The 23,191-nt window shown below is 70.8% G+C and carries 20 protein-coding genes; 16 read left to right on the top strand and 4 right to left on the bottom strand.

Going from position 1 to position 23,191, the window contains the following annotated elements:
* Nucleotides 1-10 precede the first annotated feature (10 nt).
* Together SM116_RS07140 and SM116_RS07145 are read right to left on the bottom strand one after the other, a co-directional pair.
* Complete coding sequence (locus tag SM116_RS07140) at nucleotides 11-952, bottom strand: ABC transporter permease (protein ID WP_320943761.1); 942 nt, start codon at nucleotides 950-952, stop codon at nucleotides 11-13.
* Nucleotides 949-1,797 carry an ABC transporter ATP-binding protein gene (locus tag SM116_RS07145; RefSeq protein ID WP_320943762.1) on the bottom strand — a complete coding sequence of 283 codons (849 nt, stop codon included), beginning with the start codon at nucleotides 1,795-1,797 and terminating at the stop codon, nucleotides 949-951. Before SM116_RS07145 ends, SM116_RS07140 begins: the two co-directional genes overlap by 4 nt.
* A gap of 184 nt (nucleotides 1,798-1,981) precedes the next feature.
* On the opposite strand from SM116_RS07145, the gene SM116_RS07150 reads away from it, so the two are divergent.
* The 15 genes from SM116_RS07150 (at nucleotide 1,982) to SM116_RS07220 (ending at nucleotide 19,941) form a co-directional block, all read left to right on the top strand.
* The gene (locus SM116_RS07150; RefSeq protein ID WP_320943763.1) at nucleotides 1,982-3,583 is read left to right on the top strand and encodes a sensor histidine kinase; all 1,602 of its coding nucleotides are present in this window, start codon (nucleotides 1,982-1,984) and stop codon (nucleotides 3,581-3,583) included.
* Nucleotides 3,580-4,272 (top strand): response regulator, encoded by a 693-nt coding sequence (locus SM116_RS07155; RefSeq protein ID WP_320943764.1) that lies wholly within the window; start codon nucleotides 3,580-3,582, stop codon nucleotides 4,270-4,272. Before SM116_RS07150 ends, SM116_RS07155 begins: the two co-directional genes overlap by 4 nt.
* Nucleotides 4,273-4,323: 51 nt before the next feature.
* Nucleotides 4,324-5,364, top strand: a complete 1,041-nt coding sequence (gene pheS, locus SM116_RS07160; RefSeq protein ID WP_320943765.1) for a phenylalanine--tRNA ligase subunit alpha — start codon at nucleotides 4,324-4,326, stop codon at nucleotides 5,362-5,364.
* Nucleotides 5,364-7,907 (top strand): phenylalanine--tRNA ligase subunit beta, encoded by a 2,544-nt coding sequence (pheT, locus tag SM116_RS07165; protein WP_320943766.1) that lies wholly within the window; start codon nucleotides 5,364-5,366, stop codon nucleotides 7,905-7,907. The genes pheS and pheT overlap by 1 nt, the downstream gene beginning before the upstream one ends.
* Nucleotides 7,908-8,616: 709 nt before the next feature.
* Entirely contained in the window at nucleotides 8,617-8,919 is a 303-nt protein-coding gene (locus SM116_RS07170) for a GIY-YIG nuclease family protein (protein WP_320943767.1), read from the top strand.
* Between the two features lie 217 nt (nucleotides 8,920-9,136).
* Entirely contained in the window at nucleotides 9,137-10,348 is a 1,212-nt protein-coding gene (istA, locus tag SM116_RS07175) for an IS21 family transposase (RefSeq protein WP_320941640.1), read from the top strand.
* Nucleotides 10,348-11,145, top strand: a complete 798-nt coding sequence (istB, locus tag SM116_RS07180; protein ID WP_320941639.1) for an IS21-like element helper ATPase IstB — start codon at nucleotides 10,348-10,350, stop codon at nucleotides 11,143-11,145. Before istA ends, istB begins: the two co-directional genes overlap by 1 nt.
* 407 nt (nucleotides 11,146-11,552) lie before the next feature.
* On the top strand, nucleotides 11,553-12,302 hold the full coding sequence (locus SM116_RS07185; protein ID WP_320943768.1) for a dienelactone hydrolase family protein: 750 nt from the start codon (nucleotides 11,553-11,555) through the stop codon (nucleotides 12,300-12,302).
* A 225-nt stretch (nucleotides 12,303-12,527) separates the two neighbouring features.
* The gene (gene argC, locus SM116_RS07190; protein WP_320943769.1) at nucleotides 12,528-13,574 is read left to right on the top strand and encodes an N-acetyl-gamma-glutamyl-phosphate reductase; all 1,047 of its coding nucleotides are present in this window, start codon (nucleotides 12,528-12,530) and stop codon (nucleotides 13,572-13,574) included.
* A gap of 37 nt (nucleotides 13,575-13,611) precedes the next feature.
* Nucleotides 13,612-14,769, top strand: a complete 1,158-nt coding sequence (argJ, locus tag SM116_RS07195; protein WP_320943770.1) for a bifunctional glutamate N-acetyltransferase/amino-acid acetyltransferase ArgJ — start codon at nucleotides 13,612-13,614, stop codon at nucleotides 14,767-14,769.
* Nucleotides 14,766-15,662, top strand: a complete 897-nt coding sequence (argB, locus tag SM116_RS07200) for an acetylglutamate kinase (RefSeq protein ID WP_320943771.1) — start codon at nucleotides 14,766-14,768, stop codon at nucleotides 15,660-15,662. The genes argJ and argB overlap by 4 nt, the downstream gene beginning before the upstream one ends.
* The gene (locus tag SM116_RS07205; RefSeq protein WP_320943772.1) at nucleotides 15,659-16,867 is read left to right on the top strand and encodes an acetylornithine transaminase; all 1,209 of its coding nucleotides are present in this window, start codon (nucleotides 15,659-15,661) and stop codon (nucleotides 16,865-16,867) included. Before argB ends, SM116_RS07205 begins: the two co-directional genes overlap by 4 nt.
* The gene (gene argF / locus SM116_RS07210; RefSeq protein ID WP_320943773.1) at nucleotides 16,864-17,811 is read left to right on the top strand and encodes an ornithine carbamoyltransferase; all 948 of its coding nucleotides are present in this window, start codon (nucleotides 16,864-16,866) and stop codon (nucleotides 17,809-17,811) included. The genes SM116_RS07205 and argF overlap by 4 nt, the downstream gene beginning before the upstream one ends.
* Nucleotides 17,808-19,232: an argininosuccinate lyase gene (gene argH, locus SM116_RS07215; RefSeq protein ID WP_320943774.1), complete on the top strand. Its 1,425-nt coding sequence runs from the start codon at nucleotides 17,808-17,810 to the stop codon at nucleotides 19,230-19,232. Before argF ends, argH begins: the two co-directional genes overlap by 4 nt.
* 73 nt (nucleotides 19,233-19,305) lie before the next feature.
* Nucleotides 19,306-19,941 carry a SatD family protein gene (locus SM116_RS07220; RefSeq protein WP_320943775.1) on the top strand — a complete coding sequence of 212 codons (636 nt, stop codon included), beginning with the start codon at nucleotides 19,306-19,308 and terminating at the stop codon, nucleotides 19,939-19,941.
* A 4-nt stretch (nucleotides 19,942-19,945) separates the two neighbouring features.
* Here the strand turns inward: SM116_RS07220 and SM116_RS07225 are convergent, their stop codons facing one another.
* On the bottom strand, nucleotides 19,946-20,545 hold the full coding sequence (locus SM116_RS07225; protein ID WP_320943776.1) for a hypothetical protein: 600 nt from the start codon (nucleotides 20,543-20,545) through the stop codon (nucleotides 19,946-19,948).
* Nucleotides 20,546-20,654: 109 nt separating this feature from the next.
* Here SM116_RS07225 and tyrS point away from each other — a divergent pair, with 109 nt between their 5' ends.
* Entirely contained in the window at nucleotides 20,655-21,959 is a 1,305-nt protein-coding gene (gene tyrS, locus SM116_RS07230; protein WP_320943777.1) for a tyrosine--tRNA ligase, read from the top strand.
* A gap of 15 nt (nucleotides 21,960-21,974) precedes the next feature.
* Here the strand turns inward: tyrS and SM116_RS07235 are convergent, their stop codons facing one another.
* Nucleotides 21,975-23,183: an amidohydrolase family protein gene (locus SM116_RS07235; RefSeq protein ID WP_320944122.1), complete on the bottom strand. Its 1,209-nt coding sequence runs from the start codon at nucleotides 23,181-23,183 to the stop codon at nucleotides 21,975-21,977.
* Nucleotides 23,184-23,191 lie beyond the last annotated feature (8 nt).

The following is a 23,191-nucleotide window of genomic DNA, read 5'->3' on the forward strand; positions in this document are numbered from 1 at the left end:
GAGGGGAGGGTCAGATGGATGCGGCTTCGCTGCGGTTCGGCGGCCGCCACTTGAGCACGGCGCCTTCGAACAGCGAGATCAGGTACTCGGCCGCGAGGGTGAAGACGGCGATGATGACCATGCACGCGAAGACCGTGTTGGGGTCGAAGCTGCCCTGCGCCTGGCTGATGATCAGTCCGATGCCCTTCTGGGCGCCGAGCACCTCGGCGACGAGCGCGCCGATGATCGCGAAGCCGAACGCGGTGTGCAGGCTCGCCACGATCCAGGTCATGGCCGACGGGATGGTGACGTGGCGTGCGATCTGGAGCGGGGAGGCGCCGAGCACCCGGACGTTGGCGATGAGGTTCGGGTCGACCTCGCGCACGCCCTGGAAGGCGTTGAAGAAGACGGCGAAGAACACCAGCACGGCGGCCAGGTACACCTTGGCCGGCATCCCGAGCCCGAACGCCACGATGAAGATCGAGCCGAGGACGATGCGCGGGATCGCGTTGAGGATCTTGATGTACGGCCCGCCGACCTCCGCGAGGTAGCGGTTGCTGCCGAGGAGGATGCCGAAGATCACACCGAGCGCGGTTCCCAGCGCGAATCCGAGGAGAGCCTCCTGGATGGTGACCCACAGGTTCTCCCAGATGGATCCGAACGCGGTGCCGACCGTGAACAGGTGCACCAGGCTGTCCCAGATGGCCGTCGGCTGCCCGAAGAAGAACGAGTCGACGATCGCGTGCTTCTTGTCGGGGAGCGAGGTCAGCAGCTGCCAGCCGCCGAGGACGACGACCAGGAGCATGATGCGTCCGACCCAGACCAGCGCGATGTGCCGCGCACGCTGACGCCGGCCCTTCGCCTGGAGTTCGTGCTCGGATTCGGGCGGCAGGACCGCCTGCGCCTCGCTCGAGCTGGAGAGCTGCCCGCCGTAGACATCCGCCTGCGGCCTGGTCGAGAGATAGCTGGTCATGCCGCGACCGTCCTTTCATAGGCGCGCGTGACTTCGTCACGCAGCGACTGCCAGATCTCGCCCTGCAGTTCGAGGAACCGCCGCTCGTGACGGATGTCCTGCACGTTGCCGCGCGGCCGCGGCAGGTCGATGTCGAAGACCTTCTTGATCGAACCGGGGCTGGAGGTCATGACGGCCACCCGGTCGGAGAGCGCCACGGCCTCGTCGAGGTCGTGGGTGATGAACAGCACCGAGGGGCGCAGCTGCTCCCACAGCTGCAGCAGCTCGCCCTGCATGATCGACTTCGTCTGCACGTCGAGGGCGCCGAACGGCTCGTCCATGAGCAGGATGCGCGGGTTGTTGATGAGTGCGGCCGCCATCGCGACACGCTTGCGCATGCCGCCCGAGAGCTGGTGGGGGTAGCGGTCTTCGAATCCGTTGAGGCCGACCCGGCGCAGCCAGTCCCGGGCGAGATCGATCGCCTCGCGCTTGGGGGTTCCGGTCAGCAGCGGGCCCATCATCACGTTGGCGAGCACGGTCTTCCAGGGGAAGAGCGAGTCGGCCTGGAACATGTAGCTGACGCCTGCGGTGATCCCCTCCACCGTCTGCCCGCCGACGCGCACGGCGCCGGCGCTCGGCCGCTCCAAGCCGGAGACCTGCCCCAGCGTCGTCGACTTGCCGCAGCCTGTCGGACCGACGATCGCGCAGAACTGTCCGGGTTCGACGGTCAGCGTCACGTCCTTGATGGCCGTGAACGGCTCGCCGTTCGGCGTGAGGAAGCGTTTGGTGAGTCCCACGATCTCGATCCGCGCGGAGGTGTCCGCGGCGGGAGACGGGGGCGCGTCGGCGGTGAGCGCGTCGCCCATGATGTTCAGACCTCTCTGTCCGTGTGGTGGTGCGATCTCATGGTGCGCGGGCCACCCCCTGGGTGTCGCGCTTGTGCGCCATCCGTGCGTTGTGCCCTTTTGCACGCCTTCTGCGCGTTCTGCTCAGCGCCCAGATGGCTCCGGGGTGCGGTCCGGTCGGCGACGGGTGGGAGAATCGGTGTCCATGCGACGAAGCATGCGGAAGATCTCGACGCAGATCTTCCTGGCCCAGCTGGTCATCCTGACCGCGTCGCTCGCGCTCGGATTCGTGCTGTTCACGGCGACTGCCCGGGCGCAGATCGACGAGGACTTCCAAGCACGCGCCGCCGTCATCGGGCAGGCGGTCGCCGTGGTTCCCGAGATCCAGGCATGCATGGCACATCCCGCACCCGGCTGCGATCGCGCGATCCAGGACTTCGCCACCGCGACGACGAGGTCCACCGGCGCCCGCTATGTCGTCGTGATCGACATGGATCGCGTCCGGCATTCCCACCCCGACCCCGCCCTGATCGGACAGAAGGTGAGTGAGCCGATCGTCACGACGGACGGCCAGGTGCATCTGCGTGTCGACCACGGCTCGACGGGCGACACCGCGAACGCGCGTGTTCCGCTGTACGCGCCGGACGGCACGACGATGGCCGGCGAGGTGTCGGTCGGCATCCTCGAAGACACGGTGTCCAGCGAACTGCTCGCCGAGTTGCCGTCCTACGCGGCCTGGTTCCTCCTGGCGCTCGGTATAGGCGCCCTCGCATCGTGGCTGCTGGCACGCCGGATGAAGCGCCGGACGTTCGGCCTCGAGCTCGACGAGATCGCGCAGCTGCTGCAGGAGCGCGAGGCGACGCTGCACGGCATCCGCGAGGGCGTCGTCGGCATCGGGCCGGACGGGCGCATCACCGTCATGAACGACGAGGCCCAGCGACTGCTCGGCGTCGCGCCGGGCACCGGTCGCCGCCTCGAGGAGGTCATCCCGGAGGGGCCGCTGCGCGACGCACTGACCGATCGCGACAGCGGCAAGGACGAGATCGTCCTGACGGATGACCGCTGGCTGGTCGTGAACCGGATGCCGGTCACCCTCGCCGGCGCATCGCACGGCATCGTCGTCACCCTGCGCGACCGCACCGACATCGAAGGCCTCACGCGCGAGCTCGACGGTGAGCGCAGCCTCACCGACTCCCTCCGGGCCCAGCAGCACGAGTTCTCCAACCGCATGCACGCGCTCGCAGGGCTGCTGGAGCTCGACCGCTCCGACGAGGCCCTCGAATACCTCACGGAGCTGCGCGGACTGTCCGCCGACCTCGATCAGACCCTGCGCACCCGCATCCGGGCCCCGCACATCGTCGGACTCCTCCTGGGCAAGGCCGCCGAGGCGAGCGAACGGGGGTTCGAGCTCGTGATCGCGCCCGAGACCTCGATCAGCGAGGCGCCGGAGCGTCTGCGGCTGCTGACCACCGTCATCGGCAACCTCGTCGACAACGCCTTCGACGCCCTCGCCGGGGCTCCCGCGCCGCGGCGCGTGACGGTCTCGGCGGTCGAGTCGCCCGAGGACATCGTCGTGACCGTGTCGGACAACGGTCCCGGAGTCCCGCCGGGGGAGATCGCGCACATCTTCCGGAACGGCTATACGACCAAGCGCGGCTCCACCGTGCGGCACAGCGGCCTCGGGCTCGCACTCGTCCAGGATGCCGTGGTCAAGGCGGGCGGCACGGTGACCGTCGACAACGACGAGGGCGCTGTCTTCCGCGTCGTCATCCCGCGCGCAGACGAGTCGGCGGCGGTGACGACATGAGCGACGACATCACCGTCCTCGTCGTCGACGACGACTACCACGTGGCGAGTGTCCACGCGGGATTCGTCGGGCGCGTCCCCGGGTTCCGCGTGGTAGGCGAGGCGCACACCGCCGCGGAGGCCCTTGCCGAGACCGCGCGACTGCATCCCGACCTCGTCCTCATGGACATCTATCTGCCCGACGGCGACGGTCTCGACGTCACGCGCACCCTGCTCTCGCGCGCGGATGCGCCGGCCGTCATCGTCGTGTCGGCGGCGAGGGATGCGGCGTCCCTGCGCACGGCGGTGCAGCTGGGAGCCGTGCACTACCTCGTGAAGCCGTTCGGCTTCGCCGATCTCGCCGACCGTCTGAACGCCTTCCGTGAGGCGCATGCCCAGTGGGGACGGATGCCGGACGAGGCGACCCAGGCCGACGTCAACCGGATCTTCGGGCTGCTGCGGGGCACCGCATCCACTCCCGCCACCGTCTCGCCCGACACCTCCCGGCTCGCGCCCACCCTGCGCCTCGTGTACGAGGTCGTCGCGGCGACGGGGCCGATGTCGGCCGTCGAGGTCGCGACGGCCGTCGGCATCAGCCGGGCCACCGCACAGCGGTATCTCGCCCAGCTGGAGCAGTCCGGGCTCGTCCGCCTGGACCTGCGCTACGGCTCGACCGGCCGACCGGAGCACCGCTACTCCCTGCGGGGATGACGGGATGCGGGCGCGGGGGAGCGCCACCGCCCCCCGGTAGACTCGGTTCTCGTGTCCGACGCACTCCAGATCACCCCAGAAGCGGTCGCCGATGCCGTCGACGCCGCGCTCGCGGCCATCGCCGCGGCATCCGGCACCGCCGAGCTGAAGGCCGCCCGCAGCGAGCACTCCGCCGAGGGCTCGCCGCTCGCGCGCCTGAACGCGAGCCTGCGCGACGTCGCCCCGGAGCACAAGGCCGAGTTCGGCAAGCTCGTCGGCCAGGCCCGCGGCCGGGTGAACCAGGCGCTGGCGGCACGCGAGGTCGAGCTCGCCGAGGCCGAGACGGCCGCGCGCCTCGAGGCCGAGCGCGTGGACATCACGGCGCTGGCGCAGCACGCGCGCGTCGGGGCGCGGCATCCCGTGTCCCTCCTTCAGGAGGAGATCTCGGACATCTTCGTGGGCATGGGATGGGAGATCGCCGAGGGCCCCGAGCTCGAGCACGAGTGGTTCAACTTCGACGCGCTGAACTTCGACGCCGACCACCCGGCTCGCCAGGAGCAGGACACGTTCTACGTCGACCCCGTCAGTCGCCACCTGGTGCTGCGCACGCACACGAGCCCGGTGCAGGTGCGCTCGATGCTCGAGCGCGAGCTGCCGGTGTACGTGCTGTGCCCCGGCCGCGTCTACCGCACCGACGAGTTCGACGCCACGCATCTGCCCGTGTTCACCCAGTTCGAGGGCCTCGTCGTGGACAAGGGCATCACGATGGCGAACCTCAAGGGCACGCTCGACCACGTCGCCCGTCAGCTCTTCGGTCCCGAGGCGAAGACCCGGTTCCGCACGAACTTCTTCCCCTTCACCGAGCCGTCCGCCGAGCTCGATCTGTGGCACCCGACCTTCAAGGGCGGCGCCCGCTGGATCGAGTGGGGCGGCTGCGGGATGATCAACCCCAACGTGCTGCGCGCCGCGGGGATCGACCCCGAGGTGTACTCCGGGTTCGCATTCGGGATGGGCGTCGAGCGGGCGGTCATGTTCCGCTCCGATGTGCAGGACATGCGTGACATGGCCGAGGGCGATGTCCGCTTCAGCGAGCAGTTCGGGATGGTGGTGTGATGCGGGTCCCGCTTTCGTGGCTGCGTGAGTACGTCGAGGTTCCGGCGCAGACGACCCCCGAGGACGTCCTCGCCGCGCTCGTGCGCGTCGGGTTCGAGGAGGAGGACGTCCACCGCTTCGAGCTGTCCGGTCCGATCGTCGTCGGACAGGTGCTCGAGTTCGTCGAGGAGCCGCAGTCCAACGGCAAGACCATCCGCTGGTGCCAAGTCGATGTCGGCCCCTCGACCGGCGCGGGGACCGATGTCGCCGCAAGCGGCGACCACGACATTCGCGGCATCGTGTGCGGTGCGCGCAACTTCTTCGAGGGCGACAAGGTCGTGGTGAGCCTTCCCGGTGCCGTACTGCCCGGACCGTTCCCGATCGCCGCCCGTAAGACGTACGGTCACGTGTCCGACGGCATGATCGCCTCGGCGCGCGAGCTCGGCCTCGGCGAGGAGCACGACGGCATCCTGCGTCTGGCCCAGCTCGGCATCGACGCCCCCGTCGGCACGGATGCGATCGCACTCCTCGGCCTCGACGACGTCGCGGTCGACATCAACGTGACACCCGACCGCGGCTACGCCCTGTCGATCCGCGGCGTGGCCCGCGAGTACTCGCACTCGACCGGCGCGGCGTTCCGCGACCCTGCTGAGCGCCTGTGGGAGGAGCTCGTCCCGGGCTCCGGCTTCCCGATCTCCGTCGTCGACGACGCGCCCATCCGCGGCCGGGTCGGCGCATCCGAGTTCGTCGCGCGCGTCGTGCGCGACGTCGACCCCGCCAAGCCGACGCCGGCGTGGATGATCGCGCGCCTGACGCTCGCCGGCATCCGCTCGCTCGGCATCCTCATCGACATCACCAACTACGTGATGCTCGAACTCGGCCAGCCGATCCACGGCTACGACCTCGACAAACTGCAGGGCGGCATCACCGTCCGTCGGGCGACGCCCGGCGAGACGATCGAGACGCTCGACGGCAAGGTGCGCACCCTCGACCCCGAGGACCTGCTCATCACCGATGACTCCGGCCCCATCGGTCTCGCCGGTGTCATGGGCGGCGGCACCACCGAGATGAGTGACACGACACGCAACGTGCTCGTGGAGGCCGCGGCCTTCGACACGGTGTCGATCGCCCGCACGGCGCGCCGGCACAAGCTGCCCAGCGAGGCCTCCCGCCGCTTCGAGCGCGGCGTCGACCCGCTCATGCCGTTCGTGGCCGCCCGTCGCGTGGCCGACCTCATGGTGGAGTACGCCGGCGGGACGAGCGACGAGGAGTACGGCGGGGCCCTCTTCGCCGAGGTGCTCATCCCGGGGATCGTGCTGCCGCCGGACTTCGTCCAGGGGCTCATCGGCGTCGATTACACCGCGGGCGAGATCGAGGCCGCGCTGCGGCTGATCGGATGCGAGGTGGCCGCGGCCGACGAGCAGGGCTGGCACGTCATCCCGCCGACCTGGCGCCCCGACCTCACCGACAAGTGGACCCTCGCCGAGGAGGTCGGGCGCATCGAGGGGTACGACCGCATCCCGTCGATCCTGCCCACCCCGCCCTCGGGCCGCGGCCTCACCGCCGCTCAGAAGGGCCGCCGCCGCGTCGCCAACGCCCTCGCCGCGGCAGGCCTCGTCGAGACGCCCTCGTTCCCCTTCACGACCCAGGAGCAGAACGACCTGCACGGCTCCGCGTCCGGTGAGCCGCTGCCCAGCGTCAAGCTCGCGAACGCGCTGGACGGCCAGGCGCCGTACCTGCGCCGCTCGCTGCTGCCGGGCCTGCTCCAGGTCGCGCACCGCAACGTGTCGCGCGGCTTCACCGACCTTGCGCTGTTCGAGACCGGCACGGTGTTCCTTCCGGAGCCCGGCGTCGAGTACGGCACCGAGGCCGTTCCGCCTCTCGCGGTGCGTCCGGATGACGAGACCCTCGCGCGGCTGGATGCCTCGCTGCCGCCCCAGCCGCGGTATGCGGCGGTGCTCTTGACCGGCAACCGCATCGCCAAGCAGCCGGGGCAGTCGCCGGTCGCCGCCGACCTCTCCGACGCCCTCGACGCCGTGCGCACGATCGCGTCGGCGGCCGGTGTCGCGATCGACGTCGCGCAGTCGCAGCGGGCCGCCCTGCATCCCGGTCGCGCCGGCGTGCTGAGCGTCGCCGGCACCGAGGTCGGTTATGTCGGCGAACTGCTGCCCGCGGTCTCCGAGGCTGCCGACCTCCACGGCCGCGTGGTCGTCGCCGAGCTGAACCTCGACCTCGTGCTCTTGCTCGCGGGCGAGCGCGTCGTCGCCGCATCGCTGTCGGGCTTCCCGGCCGCGACGCAGGACGTGTCGCTCGTCGTGCCGGCCGACGTGCCGGCGGCGGATGTCGCGGCCGCGCTCGTCGAGGGTGCGGGTTCGCTGCTGGAGTCTCTGCGCGTGGTCGACGACTACCGGGGAGCCGGCCTGCCGGAGGACGCCAAGAGCCTGACGTTCGCCCTGCGCTTCCGCGCCGCTGACCGCACTCTGACCGCGGCCGAGGCGACGGATGCGAAGCTCTCCGGGGTCGCGGTCGCGCAGGAGCGCTTCAACGCCAAACTCCGCGACTGACGCCCCGCCTTCCAGTCCCCGCCGCTTCCGCCGGTCCCCGAGCTTGTCGAGGGGCGGTCCCCGAGCCCGTCGAGGGGTGGTCCCCGAGCCCGTCGAGGGGCGGTCCCCGAGCTTGTCGAGGGGTGGTCCCCGAGCTTGTCGAGGGGTGGTCCCCGCCCGTCCGCCGGTCCCCGCCCGTCCGCCGGTCCCCGAGCCCGTCGAGGGGTGGTCCCCGAGCCTGTCGAGGGGTGGTCCCCGAGCCTGTCGAGGGGTGGTCCCCGAGCTTGTCGAGGGGTGGTCCCCGCCCGTCCGCCGGTCCCCGCCCGTCCGCCGGTCCCCGAGCCCGTCGAAGGGCGGTCCCCGAGCCCGTCGAGGGGTGGTCCCCGAGCCCGTCGAGGGGTGGTCCCCGAGCCCGTCGAGGGGCGGTCCCCGAGCTTGTCGAGGGGTGGTCCCCGAGCCCGTCGAGGGGCGGTCCCCGCCCGTCCGCCGGTCCCCGCCCGTCCGCCGGTCCCCGAGCTTGTCGAGGGGTGGTCCCCGAGCCCGTCGAGGGGTGGTCCCCGAGCTTGTCGAGGGGCGGTCCCCGAGCCCGTCGAGGGGCGGTCCCCGAGCCCGTCGAGGGGTCGCGTCCAACGAAGTCGGTGGTTCCTCCACCCGCCGCGAGCATCGGCCCGCTCTCCCCAGGACGGCCGCCGGCGACCCTACGATCAGGCCCGCGGTGGAAAGTCCGGGTATGCCATTCATGTACATTCTTCGCTGCCGTGATGGTTCGTACTACACGGGCAGTACGGACAAAGACCCCGAGTTGCGCCTGTGGGAGCACAACCACGACGAGCACCTCGCCGCGCGCTACACGATCAAGCGACGTCCGCTGGTGCTCGTGTACCTCGAGGAGTTCGAGCGGATCGACGCCGCGTTCGCTCGTGAGAAGCAGGTGCAGAGGTGGAGTCGTGCCAAGAAGCAGGCGCTGATCGACGGCCGTGGCCACGATCTCCCGGTGCTGTCGCGCACACGGCGTGAGCCGCCCGCGCGTTGAGCCATCTTGGTCGCGCGGCCTTTCCCGGTCGTGTGACCCGTCCTGGCCGCCGAGCGCGTCGAGGCGTGATCGAGGAGGCATCGTGGCTGGGACCCCTCGACGGGCTCGAGGACCGGGGCCGGGCGGCTCGGGGGGCCGGGCGGCTTGGGGGCTGTCGGCGGCGCTCGAAAACTGGACAGTAGCGGCGCTCGAAAAGTGAACACTCAACGATTGGAGAGTGATCACTTTGGAGGATTGGGCGTTGATCCGCAGGCTGGCTGCGGAGGGTGTTCCGAAGGCGCAGATCGCGGCGCGGCTGCAGATCTCGAGGACCACGGTCATCAAGGCGGTGGGTTCGGGTTCGCCGCCGCGGTATGAGCGGGCGGCGAGGCCGACCTCGTTCACGCCGTTCGAAGCGCGAGTCCGGCAGCTGTTGGTCGAGACTCCGGATATGCCGGCGACGGTGCTGGCCGAGCGGGTGGGGTGGACGGGGTCGATCCGCTGGTTCCGGGACAACGTGCACCGGCTGCGGCCGGAGCAACGGCGTATCGATCCCGCGGACCGGCTCACGTGGGAGCCCGGGGACGCGGCGCAGTGTGATCTGTGGTTCCCGCCGGAGAAGATCCCTCTGGAGGACGGCACCCGGAAGCTGCTGCCGGTGCTGGTGATCACGGCCGCGCACTCGAGGTTGATGCTCGCGCGGATGATTCCGACGCGGAAGACGGAGGATCTGCTGCTGGGGTCGTGGGAGCTGATCCAACAGCTCGGGCGGGTGCCGCGGCGGCTGATCTGGGACAACGAACCCGGCATCGGGCGCGGCAAACGGCACGCCGAGGGCGTTGACGCGTTCATGGGCACGCTGGCGACGAGGCTGGTGCTGCTTCCGCCGAAGGACCCGGAGTCCAAGGGCGTCGTGGAGCGCCGCAACGGCTGGTTCGAGACCTCGTTCATGCCGGGCCGGTCGTTCACTTCCGCTGCGGACTTCGACGCCCAGTTCCGGGACTGGCTGGGGCGGGTCAACGCCCGGGTGGTGCGCACCACAAAGGCGTCACCGCTGCAGCGGGTCGACGTGGACCGGGCGGCGATGCTGCCGTTGCCGCCGATCCCGCTGCACTTGGGTTGGCGCAACCGGGTCCGGCTCGGCCGGGATTACTACGTCCGTCTCGACACCAACGACTACTCCGTCGACCCGCAGGTAATCGGCCGGCTCGTGGACGTGACCGCGGACTTGGAACGGGTCAGAGTCCGCGCGGACGGGCGGATCGTGGCTGACCACGCGCGGGTCTGGGCCAGAGGGATGACGATCACCGATCCTGCCCATGTCGAGACCGCCGCGAGGCTGCGGAAACAGTTCCAACAGCCCCGCGCCGCCGCCGCCGGTGACGACCTGGCCCGTGACCTCGCGGACTACGACCGGGCCTTCGGGATCATCGATGGAGAGCTCAGCTGATGGCTACCACGAAGACGACCGAGTCGGTCAAGCAGCTCACGTATCTCGCCGGCGCGTTGAAAGCACCCCGGATCACCGAAGCCGCGACCCGGCTCGCCGACCAAGCCCGCGACGCGGGCTGGTCGTTCGAGGACTACCTCGCCGCCGTCCTGGAACGCGAGGTGTCGGCGCGCAACGCGTCCGGCGCGGAGCTGCGGATCAAGGCCGCCGGGTTCCCGGCACGGAAGACACTGGAGGACTTCGACTGGGACGCGCAGCCCCCAGCCCGGCAGCAGATCGCGCAACTCGCCTCCGGCGGGTTCCTCCTGGAAGCGCAGAACGTGGTGCTGCTCGGCCCGCCCGGAACGGGGAAGACGCATTTGGCGATCGCGTTGGGGATCGTCGCCGCCCGGCACGGGCATCGGGTGCTGTTCGCGACCGCGACGGACTGGGTCACCCGCCTCACCGACGCGCACCGGCAAGGCCGGCTCCCCCAAGAGCTCGCGAGGCTGCGGCGTTACGGGCTGGTCATCGTCGACGAAGTCGGCTACCTCCCGTTCGAGCAAGACGCGGCGAACTTGTTCTTTCAGCTGGTGTCCTCCCGCTACGAGCACGCGTCGCTGATCCTCACCTCGAACCTCCCGTTCTCCGGGTGGGGAGGGGTGTTCGGAGACCAGGCCGTCGCCGCTGCGATGATCGACCGGATCGTGCACCACGCCGACGTCCTCACCCTGAAAGGCGCCAGTTACCGGCTCCGCGGACGCGGCATCGACAGCCTCCCCAGCATCCGCACCACAACCGACGAAACCCCTGGCTAGACTGCCCGCAACCGTTCACAATTCGAGCGCCGAAAGCGACCAGGATTCAGGCGCCGCCGACAGGGGCCCCTCGACAGGCTCGGGGACCGGTGCGGCTCGGGCCGGGCGGCTCGGGGGCCGGGCGGCTCGGGGCCCCTGGACACGGGGGCGTGGCTCGGGGGCCCCTCGACGGGCTCGGGGGCCCCTCGACAGGCTCGGGGACCGGTGCGGCTCGGGCCGGGCGGCTCGGGCCGGGCGGCTCGGGGGCCGGGCGGCTCGGGACGGGGCGTGGCTCGGGGCCCCTCGACAGGCTCGGGGACCGGTGCGGCTCGGGCCGGGCGGCTCGGGACCCGGGCGGCTCGGGGACACGGCTCCGGGCGCGGGACGCCACGGGAGACGGGACCGCCCGGCGGGCGTAGCGTGAAACCATGAGCGAGACGATGGTGCTGCGCGCGGCCGACGGCAGCGATTTCGATGTGTACACCGCCCGACCGGAGGGCGTCCCGCGCGGGGGGCTCGTGCTCATCCACGAGATCTGGGGACTCGTCGACCATATCCGGGATGTCGCCGACCGGTTCGCGGCGCAGGGGTACCTCGTCGCTGCGCCGGACATCCTGAGCCACGGCGGCATCGCGCCTGCGCTCGGCGCCGAGCTCTTCGCCCTCTTGAACGACCCGGACGAGAACGTGCGACTCGAGGCTCAGCCGCGCATGCGGGAGGCGATGAGCGAGATGCGCTCGCCCGGTTACGCGGCGTGGGCCGTCGGCGCCCTGCGCACTGTGGTCGACTGGCTCGAGACGCAGGAGGGCGTGGACGGCCGCATCGGCGCCGTCGGCTTCTGCTTCGGCGGGACCTACGTGTATCTGCTCGCCGCCTCGGATGACCGCATCCGCGCCGCCGTCCCGTTCTACGGGACCGCGCCGAGCCCCGAGCGCATCGCGGACATCTCCGCTGCCGTCCTCGCCCTCTACGGGCAGCACGACCCCGCCCTCATCGACGCCCTGCCCGACGTGTGGGAGCGGATGACGCAGGCCGGCGTCGACTTCGAGACCGTCGTCTATCCGGGGGCGGGGCACGCGTTCTTCAACGACACCGGATCCCGCTACCGTGCCGGCGAGGCGGCCGACGCCTGGGAGCGCGTCAACACCTTCCTGCCGGAGCACCTCGACGCACGATGACGCTGGATTTGCGGATGCCGCGGCCCTGCCGGTATGGTCGCGGCATGGCCTCGGCGACCCAGGGACTCTCGATGCTCGTCACGAGCGTCGCTCCCGCGCGCCGACGTCTGGGCGGGCGCCGACTCTAGGCGACCCTGCGCGCGGCCCGTCGGGGTCATGGGTGGGCGTCGCCGTCGCCTCCTGAGCCCCGTCGAAGGGCCCGCACCCAGACTCTAAGGTTGATTCATGCCCTATTCGGTTGCCGTCTCCGGCGCCTCCGGCTATGCGGGCGGTGAGATCCTCCGCATCCTGGCCGCTCACCCCGATGTCGAGATCCGCACCGTCACCGCGCACTCCAACGCCGGCCAGCCGCTCCTCGACCACCAGCCGCACCTGCGCTCGCTCGCGCACCTCACGCTGCAGCAGACGACGCCCGAGGTCCTCGCCGGTCACGACGTCGTCTTCCTCGCGCTGCCGCACGGACAGTCCGGCCGATACACCGACGCGCTCGGCGACACGCCGCTGGTGATCGACGCCGGCGCCGATCACCGGCTGACCTCCTCGGCGGCCTGGGATCGGTTCTACGGCGGCGACTTCCACGACCCGTGGGCGTACGGCGTGCCGGAGCTGCCGGTCGGCGACGGCAAGCAGCGCGCGCGGCTGGCGTCGGCATCCCGCATCGCCGCACCCGGATGCAACGCCTCGACCGTGAGTCTCAGTCTCGCGCCGGGTGTCGCGGCGCGGGTCATCGAGCCGGGCGACATCGTCAGCGTGCTGGCGGTCGGGCCGAGCGGCGCAGGCAAGAGCCTCAAGCCCCACCTCCTCGGCAGTGAGATCCTCGGCACGGCGAACCCCTACGCGGTCGGCGGCGTGCACCGGCACATCCCCGAGATCCGCCAGGCGCTCGTCGCGGCCGGTGCCGGCGGCGATGTGCGCATCTCGTTCACGCCGGTGATCGTGCCCATGGCGCGCGGCATCCTCGCCACGAGCTCCGCGCCGATCGCGGCGGGGGCGACCGATGAGCAGATCCGGGATGCCTGGGAGCAGGCGTATGCCGGCGAGAGCTTCGTGCACGTGCTCCCCGCCGGCAGCTATCCGCGCACGGCGGACGTCCTGGGCGCGAACACCGCGATCATGGGGCTCCACATCGACCGTGAGGCGAACCGCGTCACGGTCGTCACCGCCGTCGACAACCTCGTGAAGGGCACGGCGGGTGCCGCCGTGCAGTCCATGAACATCGCGCTCGGCCTGCCCGAGGACCGCGCCCTCACCGTCAACGGAGTCGCGCCGTGAGCGCCGCGCGCACTCAGAGCCCAAGGAGACCCGCCTCGTGACCGTCACCGCCCCTGCAGGATTCGAGGCGGCCGGTGTCGTCGCCGGCCTGAAGTCCACCGGCAAGCCCGACGTCGCCGTGGTCGTGAACCGCGGTCCGCTGAAGGTCGGCGCCGCCGTCTTCACGAGCAACCGTGCGCAGGCGAACCCGATCATCTGGTCGAGGCAGGCGATCGCGGACGGCGTCGTCGAGGCGATCGTCCTGAACTCCGGCGGGGCCAACTGCTTCACCGGGCCGTTCGGCTTCCAGACCGCGCACCAGACCGCCGAGAAGGCGGCCGAGCTGCTGGGCGTGAGCGCGGGCGATGTCCTCGTCTGCTCCACCGGCCTCATCGGCACGGGCGACGAGGTGTTCCGGGCGAAGGTGCTGGACGGCACGATGCGCGGCGTCGCGCAGCTCTCCACCGACGGAGGAGAGTCCGCGGCGCAGGCGATCATGACGACCGACACCATCGCGAAGACCGCGGTGCGCCAGGGCGACGGGTGGACGATCGGCGCGATGGCGAAGGGCGCCGGGATGCTGGCGCCCGGCCTCGCGACGATGCTCGTCGTCATCACGACCGACGCCGTGCTCGACGCCCCGCAGGCCGACGCGCACCTGCGCGCGGCGACGCGGACGACGTTCGACCGCCTCGATTCCGACGGCTGCATGTCGACGAACGATCAGGTGTCGCTGCTTGTGAGCGGTGCCAGCGGCGTGACGCCGGACGAGGCCGAGTTCGGCGCGGCCCTCGCCGACCTGTGCCGGGAGCTCGCGGTCAAGCTGCAGCGCGACGCCGAGGGCGCGAGCCACGACATCACGATCCGCGTCGAGCACGCCGCATCCGAGTCCGACGCCGTCGAGGTGGGGCGCTCCGTCGCGCGGAACAACCTCTTCAAGGCCGCGATCTTCGGCAACGATCCCAATTGGGGGCGCGTCCTCGCCGCGATCGGCACGACGACCGCGCACTTCGACCCCTATGACGTCGACGTGTGGATGAACGGCGTCCGCGTCTGCACGGCGGGCGGTCCCGACCGCCCGCGCGAGGAGGTCGACCTCACGCCCCGTGCCACCGATCTGCTGATCGACCTGAAGACCGGCGACGCGGCGGCGACGGTCCTCACCAACGACCTCACCCACGACTACGTCCACGAGAACAGCGCGTACGCCTCATGACCGAGCTTCAGCAGACGAATCCCGCCGAGGCATCCGCCAAGGCGGCGACCCTCATCGAGTCGCTGCCGTGGCTGCGCCTCTACCGCGACCAGATCGTCGTCATCAAATACGGCGGCAACGCGATGATCTCGGACGAGCTGCAGGACGCCTTCGCCGAGGACATCGCGTACCTCCGCTACGTGGGCGTCAAGCCGGTCGTCGTGCACGGCGGGGGTCCGCAGATCTCGCACATGCTCGACCGCCTCGCCATCCCGAGCGAGTTCAAGGGCGGCTACCGCGTCACGAGCACGGAGGCGATCTCGGTCGTCCGCATGGTGCTCACCGGACAGATCAATCCGCAGCTCGTCGCCAAGATCAACGCGCACGGCCCCCTCGCGGCGGGACTGTCGGGCGAGGATGCGGGCCTGTTCAGCGGTCGCCGGCGCGGGGTGGTCATCGACGGCGTCGAGCACGACCTCGGTCGCGTCGGCGACGTGGTGGAGGTCGATCCGCAGCCGGTGCTCGACCAGCTCGCGGCGGGACGCATCCCCGTCGTCTCGAGCATCGCGCCGGACCGCGACAAGCCCGGCCACTCGCTGAACGTCAACGCGGATGCCGCCGCCGCCGCTCTCGCGACGGCGCTGCGCGCCTCGAAGCTCGTCATCCTGACGGACGTGCCGGGGCTGTATGCGGACTGGCCGAACCGCGATTCGCTCGTGTCGCATCTGACGAAGGCCGAGCTGCGCGAGATGCTGCCGAGCCTCGAATCGGGGATGATCCCGAAGATGCAGGCCTGTCTCGATGCCGTCGAGGGCGGTGTCGAGACTGCGGCGATCATCGACGGGCGTGTCCCGCATTCGGTGCTCGTCGAGATGTTCACCGAGAAGGGAATCGGAACAGAGGTGGTCGCATGACATGGCGTGAAGACGTCGAACGGGATCTCATCAGGAACGTCGGCCCGCGCATGGAGCTGTTCGTGCGCGGCGAAGGTGCGTATCTGTGGGATGGCGACGGCCGACGCTACCTCGACTTCCTCGCCGGCATCGCGGTGAACTCCCTGGGTCACGCGCACCCGGTGTTCGTCGAGGCGATCTCGCGCCAGGCGGCGACCCTCTCGCACGTGTCGAACTACTTCGCGACGCCGCCGCAGCTCGAACTCGCCGCGACCCTGAAGCGGCTCGCCGGCACAGGCGACCACGGTCGCGTGTACTTCGCGAACTCCGGCGCCGAGGCCAATGAGGCGGCGTTCAAGCTCGCGCGGCTGCACGGGCTCGAGTCGGGGGGCGCCGTGGTGCGGCCCCGCATCCTCGCCCTCTCCGGCGCCTTCCATGGCCGCACGATGGGCACGCTCGCCCTCACCGGCAAGCCGGCGATGCAGGAGCCGTTCGCCCCGATGACTCCCGGGGTCGAGCACATCGACTCGACGGTCGAGGCCCTGGAGGCCGCGATGGACGACCGGGTGGCGGCCTTCTTCGTCGAGCCGATCAAGGGTGAGGCCGGAGTGATCGACCTGCCCGACGGCTACCTGCAGGCCGCGCGCGAGCTGACCTCGCGGCACGGTGCGCTCCTGGTCGTCGACGAGATCCAGACGGGTGCGGGCCGCACGGGCGACTGGTTCGGGTTCCAGCACGCGGGCATCGTGCCGGATGCCATCACGGTGGCCAAGGGCATCGGCGGCGGGTTCCCGATCGGGGCTCTCGTCACCTTCGGCGACGCGAGCGACCTCTTCTACCCGGGTACGCACGGCTCGACGTTCGGCGGCAACGCCCTCGGCGCGGCCGTCGCCGTCGCCGTGCTGGGCGAGATCGAGCGCGCCGGGCTCCTCGAGAACGCGTCCGAGCGCGGGCAGCAGATCCGCGAGGCGGTGGCGACGATCGGCTCGCCGCTGGTCACGGGATGCACCGGCCGGGGCCTGCTCATCGGCGTGCGCCTCACGGCTCCCCTCGCGGGCAAGGTCGTCGCAGCCGCGCAGGAGCGCGGGCTCATCGTCAACGCCGCCAACGACGCGACCGTGCGCATCGCGCCGCCGCTGAACATCGGCGATGTCGAGATCGACGAGTTCGCCCGTCTCTTCGCCGACGCCCTGGCATCCGTCTCTTCTCTGGAGGTCCCCGCATGACCCGTCACCTGCTCCGCGACGACGACCTGAGCGCGGCCGAGCAGGCCGAGATCCTCGATCTCGCCGTCGAGCTGAAGAAGGACCGCTGGGCCAACAAGGACCTCGCGGGGCCTCAGACGGTCGCCGTGATCTTCGACAAGTCGTCGACCCGAACGCGGGTGTCGTTCGCGGTGGGCATCGCCGACCTCGGCGGATCGCCCCTGGTCATCTCGACCGCCAACAGCCAGCTCGGCGGAAAGGAGACGCCGGCCGACACCGCGCGCGTGCTCGAACGCCAGGTGGCCGCCATCGTGTGGCGGACGTATGCGCAGGCGGGCCTGGAGGAGATGGCGCGCGGCACGCGGGTGCCCGTGGTCAATGCGCTGAGCGACGACTTCCATCCGTGCCAGCTGCTCGCCGACCTTCTGACGATCAAGGAGCACAAGGGAGAGCTCACGGGCCTGACCCTCGCGTTCTTCGGCGACGGCCGCTCCAATATGGCGCACTCGTATGTGCTGGCCTGCGTGACGGCGGGGATGCATGTCCGTGTGGCGTCTCCGGTCGACTACGCTCCGCGCGAGGACGTCATCGCGGATGCCGATCGCCGCGCGGCCGAGACCGGCGGTTCGGTGACCCTCTACACCGATCCCAACGAGGCCGCCGCCGGCGCGGACGTCGTGGTCACCGACACGTGGGTCTCGATGGGCAAGGAGGAGGAGAAGCTCGCGCGCCTGCGGGACCTCGGTGGCTACAAGGTCACGAACGAGCTCATGGCGCTCGCCCACGACGACGCGATCTTCATCCACTGCCTGCCCGCCGACCGCGGCTACGAGGTCGACGCCGAGGTCATCGACGGACCGCAGTCGGTCGTGTGGGACGAGGCCGAGAACCGGCTGCACGCGCAGAAGGCGCTGCTGGTGTGGCTGCTGCGCGCCAGCGCCGCCGAGGGCGAGGCCGCCGCGTGAGCACGTCGCACGGCACGAACGAGGGGTCGCTCTGGGGCGGGCGGTTCGCGTCGGGGCCGTCGCCCGAGCTGCAGGAGCTCAGCCGCTCCACGCACTTCGACTGGACGCTTGCGCTGTACGACATCGCCGGATCCCACGCGCACGCGAAGGCCTTGGAGGCTGCGGGCTACCTGAGCGCCGATGAGGCAGAGGCCATGCACGCGGGTCTCGACCGGCTGGCGGAGTCCGTCGTCGACGGCACCCTCGTCGCGCAGCCCGCCGACGAGGACGTGCACGGCGCGCTCGAGCAGGCGCTCATCGCCGAGGTCGGCTCCGAGCTGGGCGGCAAGCTGCGCGCCGGCCGCAGCCGCAACGATCAGATCGCCACACTGACCCGCATGTATCTGCTGGATCACTCGCGGACGATCGCGCGCGACATCCTGCGTCTCATCGATGCGATCGTGGCGCAGGCGGAGGCCCATCCCGATGCCATCATGCCGGGGCGCACCCACCTGCAGCACGCGCAGCCCATCCTGCTGGCCCACCACCTGCAGGCGCACGCCTGGCCGCTCGTGCGCGACCTGGAGCGACTGCGCGACTGGTCGGCGCGCGCATCCGTCTCGCCATACGGCGGGGGAGCGCTCGCGGGATCCAGCCTCGGACTCGACCCCGCGCTCGTCGCCCGGGAGCTGGGGCTCTCGCGGCCGGCGGAGAACTCGATCGACGGCACCGCGGCGCGCGACGTGGTCGCCGAGTTCGCGTTCGTCGCCGCCATGATCGGGGTGGATATCTCCCGCTTCGCGGAGGACGTCATCCTCTGGAACACGCGCGAGTTCGGCTTCGTCACCCTCGACGACGGCTACTCGACGGGCTCGAGCATCATGCCGCAGAAGAAGAACCCCGACATCGCCGAGCTCGCCCGCGGCAAGGCGGGGCGTCTCATCGGCGATCTGGCCGGCCTGCTCGCGACGCTGAAGGGCCTCCCGCTCGCGTACAACCGCGACCTGCAGGAGGACAAGGAACCGGTCTTCGACGCCGTGGCGACGCTCGAAGTGCTGCTGCCCGCGTTCGCCGGTATGGTCGCGACGCTGCGCTTCGACACCGCGCGCATGGCAGCCCTCGCGCCCGAGGGCTTCTCGCTCGCGACGGATGTCGCGGACTGGCTCGTGCGCCGCGGGGTGCCGTTCCGCGACGCGCACGAGGTCTCCGGTGCGCTGGTGCGGGCCTGCGAAGAGCGGGGGATCGGGCTCGAGGATGCCTCGGATGCGCTCCTCGCGGAGGTCTCCCCGCTGCTGGATCCGTCGGTGCGGGAGGTGCTCACGATCGAGGGATCCGTCGCCTCCCGGTCCGGCATCGGCGGAACCGCGCCGGTGCGTGTCGAGGAGCAGCGCGCCGAGCTCATCGCGCGCTCGCAGAGCGCCGCACACACGCTCGGCCTCTGATTGCGTCACTTATCGAATTCGATCGATAAGTGAATAACTGATTCTCACATGAAATCAGTGTTACCCTTATTGCATGCCGGTTGCTGTGACCGTCGACATCGTCGGCTCGCGTCGGATCCCCGATCGGGATGCGGCGCAACGACTTCTCGACGACGCCATCGCGCGGGTCGCCGACGATCTCCCCGTGGCGGAGGTGGCACTGCATCCCATCGTCGGCGATGAGCTGCAAGGGGTCTACCCGACGCTCGACGCGGCCCTCGCCACGACGCTGCTGCTGCAGCTCGCCCTGCCCGATGTGGTCGAGTGCCGGTTCGGTCTCGGTGTGGGGGCCATGGGGCTCGTGCCGTCGGCATCGGGCGACATCCCGGACGGTCCCGGCTGGTGGGCGGCACGCGCGGCGATCGACCGGGTCCACGCCCTGCAGCAGCGCGCGGTCCCGAGCGCCCGCACGTGGGTGGCGGCGGACGCGAGCGAACCGGATGCGGCGCAGGCCGCCGCCCGCTCCGCCAACGCCTATCTGCTGGCCCGCGACGAGATCGTCGGTGCGATGTCCGAGCGTGCGCGCCGGCTCACGTACGGCCGGTGCTTCGGCGCGACGCAGCGGAGCCTCGCGGCGCAGGAGGGCATCACACAGTCGGCGGTGTCGCAGCTGCTCGCGGCGGCGGGCGCCGCATCCATCGTCGAGGGCTACCGGCTGCTCGAGCCGTAGACGCTCACCAGATCGCGAGGCGGATGAGCCCGCCGACGGCCGCGGCCCACAGGAGGCTCGCGAGCGTGCCGATGATGAATCGCTCGCGCGCCTCGGACGCGGCGAACTCCGGGAACCGCCCGATGCCCTTGACGGCGACGACGACGGCGATGGCCTCCGGGAACCCCGCGATGATCGACACGACCACCGCGACCCGTTCGAGGTAGCCGATCACCGTCCCTCCGCGCATGAGGGTGCGCACGGCCTCTCCGTCATCGGTCGCGGTCCCGGATGCGGGGACCGACACGACGATGCCGCCGTCCTCGGTCTCGCGCACGCGTCCGCCCGTGGCGACCTCGAGCACGCGCCGCGTCGCGGGGTTGCCGCCGAGCACCGCGACGGCGACTCCCAGGAGTCCCAGCATCATCCCGACGAGCACCGGGATCTTCACCGGCGAGATCGCGACGACGACGAGCCCGAACACGACCATGATCCCTGCGATGACGAGGGGCAGGGTCGTGGGCCGGCGCAGACTCACCACGATCAGCACCAGCGCCGCGCACAGGACGAGGAACAGGAAGATCGACAGGATCGCCGCGACGAGCTGCGGGGGGAAGACCAGCATGCGGCTCAGTCTTCCACCGGCGTCGGACTGTCCCGGCGCGCGTCGGCGTGTGTCCGCGAAGTCGCCGCCCGGCGCGGGCCGGCGCATCCGTCGCTGATAATCTGGGCCGGTGTCTGAAACCGTCGTGAGCGCGACCGCTCCCGCCAACGACCCGACGTTCGAGAACGTCTGGGACGAGCTGGTGTGGCGCGGACTCGTGCATGTGTCCACCGACCAGGAGGCGCTGCGCGCCTTGCTCGCCGGAGACCCGATCACGTATTACTGCGGCTTCGACCCGACCGCTCCGAGTCTGCACCTGGGCAACCTCGTGCAGCTTCTCGTGCTGCGCCGCCTCCAGCTCGCCGGGCACAAGCCGCTCGGCCTCGTCGGCGGTTCGACGGGCCTCATCGGCGACCCGCGCCCGAGCGCGGAGCGCACGCTCAACACCAAGGAGACGGTCGCCGAGTGGATCGGCAAGCTGCGCGTGCAGGTCGAGCGGTTCCTGAGCTTCGACGGCGACAACGCCGCACGGATCGTCAACAACCTCGACTGGACGGCGCCGCTGTCGGCGATCGACTTCCTGCGCGACATCGGCAAGCACTACCGCGTCGGGACGATGCTGAAGAAGGATGCCGTCGCCGCGCGCCTGACCTCGGACGCCGGCATCAGCTACACCGAGTTCAGCTACCAGATCCTGCAGGGCTTCGACTACCTCGAGCTGTACCGCCAGTACGACTGCGTCCTCCAGACCGGCGGATCCGACCAGTGGGGCAACCTCACGAGCGGCACGGACCTCATCCACCGCGTCGAGGGCCGGGCCGTGCACGCGATCGGCACGCCGCTGATCACCAACAGCGACGGGACGAAGTTCGGCAAGAGCGAGGGCAACGCGATCTGGCTGGATGCCGAGATGTGCAGCCCGTACGTCTTCTACCAGTTCTGGCTCAACACGGATGACGCCGACGTCATCGAGCGGCTGAAGATCTTCACGTTCCTCACCCGCTCCGAGATCGAGGAGTACGAGCGGCTGGTCGAGGTCGAGCCCTTCCGCCGCGCCGCACAGAAGCGCCTGGCCGTCGAGGTCACGACGCTCGTGCACGGGACGGATGCCACGGCGGCCGTGATCGCGGCATCCGAGGCGCTCTTCGGCCAGGGCGATCTGACCGCCCTGGATCCCCACGTGCTGCGCTCGGCCCTGCGCGAGCTGCCGCACGCCGAGGTCGCCCTCGACACGTCGGTCGTGCAGGCCCTCGTCGACACGGGGCTCGTCTCGAGCCTCAGCGAAGGCCGCCGCGCGGTCGCCCAGGGCGGTGTGACGCTGGACGGCGAGCGCGTGACCGACGAGGGCGCGTTCGTCACGGGCGCGCTCCCGGGCGGCGTCTCGGTGCTGCGCCGCGGCAAGAAGACGCTGGCCGGAGTGTTCGTCGGCCGCTGAGGCCTCGGGGGCCGCTCAGACGACCCGCAGGGCGTCGGCGACGACGCGGCCGTCGTGGATGACCGTGCGATCGCTGCTCCGGTCCATCACGGCGCTCGTGGGCGTCTCGCCGTCGACGAGCACGAGGTCGGCGCGGTCGCCGATACCGAGGCCGGGGCGGTCGCCGACGCCTGTCACGCGCGGCACCGCACGATCCATGATCGAGGCGCCGCCGACCGTGGCGACCGCCAGGGCCAGCTCGATGAGGTCGTCCCGCCGGTAGCCGTTGGTGAAGGCGAGCTGCCACGTGCGGTCGAGCAGGTCGCCGTTGCCGTACGGGCTCCAGTAGTCGCGCTGTCCGTCCTCGCCGAGCCCCACGCGCACGCCGGCCTCGGCGAGCGCGACGAGCGGGAGCTGGCGTGGTGCGGGCGGAGCGACGGTCGTCAGCGAGATGTCGAGCTCCGCGAGCTGCTCGATGAGCCGACGGCTCGCGGCATCCGACACGCCGCCCAGCTCGTACGCGTGCGAGAGATTGACGCGGCCCTGCATGCCGAGCGCGCGGACGCGCTCCATGATCAGCTCGGTGCTGAACACGGCGAGGTGGCTGGGCTCATGCAGATGGATGTCGACATCCACCTGATATTTCTCGGCCAAGCCGAACACGATGTCGAGATGCCGCACGGGGTCGCGGTCGAGCTGGCACGGATCGATGCCGCCCATCACGTCCGCCCCCTCGCGCAGTGCCTCTTCGAGCACCGTCGGCGTGCCCTCCTCGAGGAGGATCCCGGCCTGCGGGAACACCATGATCTGCACGTCGGCGTGATCGCGGAATCTCTCCTTCGCCGCGACGACCGACTCGAACTTCTCCAGGCGGCAGTCGACGTCCACCTGCGCGAACGAGCGCACGCGGGTCGTGCCGTGGGCGATCATCCGTTCGAGCGTCGTCGCGACGATCTGCGCGTGCGGCACGTCGGTGTCGCGCCAGTTCTCGCGGTCGTTCATCATCATCGCCCACACGCCCGGCGCGCCGGTGTGCGGGCGGAACGGCAGTCCGATGCGCGTGGAGTCGAGATGCACGTGCACGTCGCTGAACGACGGCAGCGCGAGGCGCCCGCGTCCGTCGACTCCGCCCACCGTCGACGGGTCGTGGGCACGGATGGATGCGATGATCCCGTCGTCGATCACGAGATCGACGGGGTCGCCGCCCCACGGTCGCACGTCACGGATCAGGAGGGAGTTCTTCATCGCGGCCG

The organism is Microbacterium rhizosphaerae (assembly GCF_034120055.1).
Classification (GTDB): domain Bacteria; phylum Actinomycetota; class Actinomycetes; order Actinomycetales; family Microbacteriaceae; genus Microbacterium; species Microbacterium rhizosphaerae.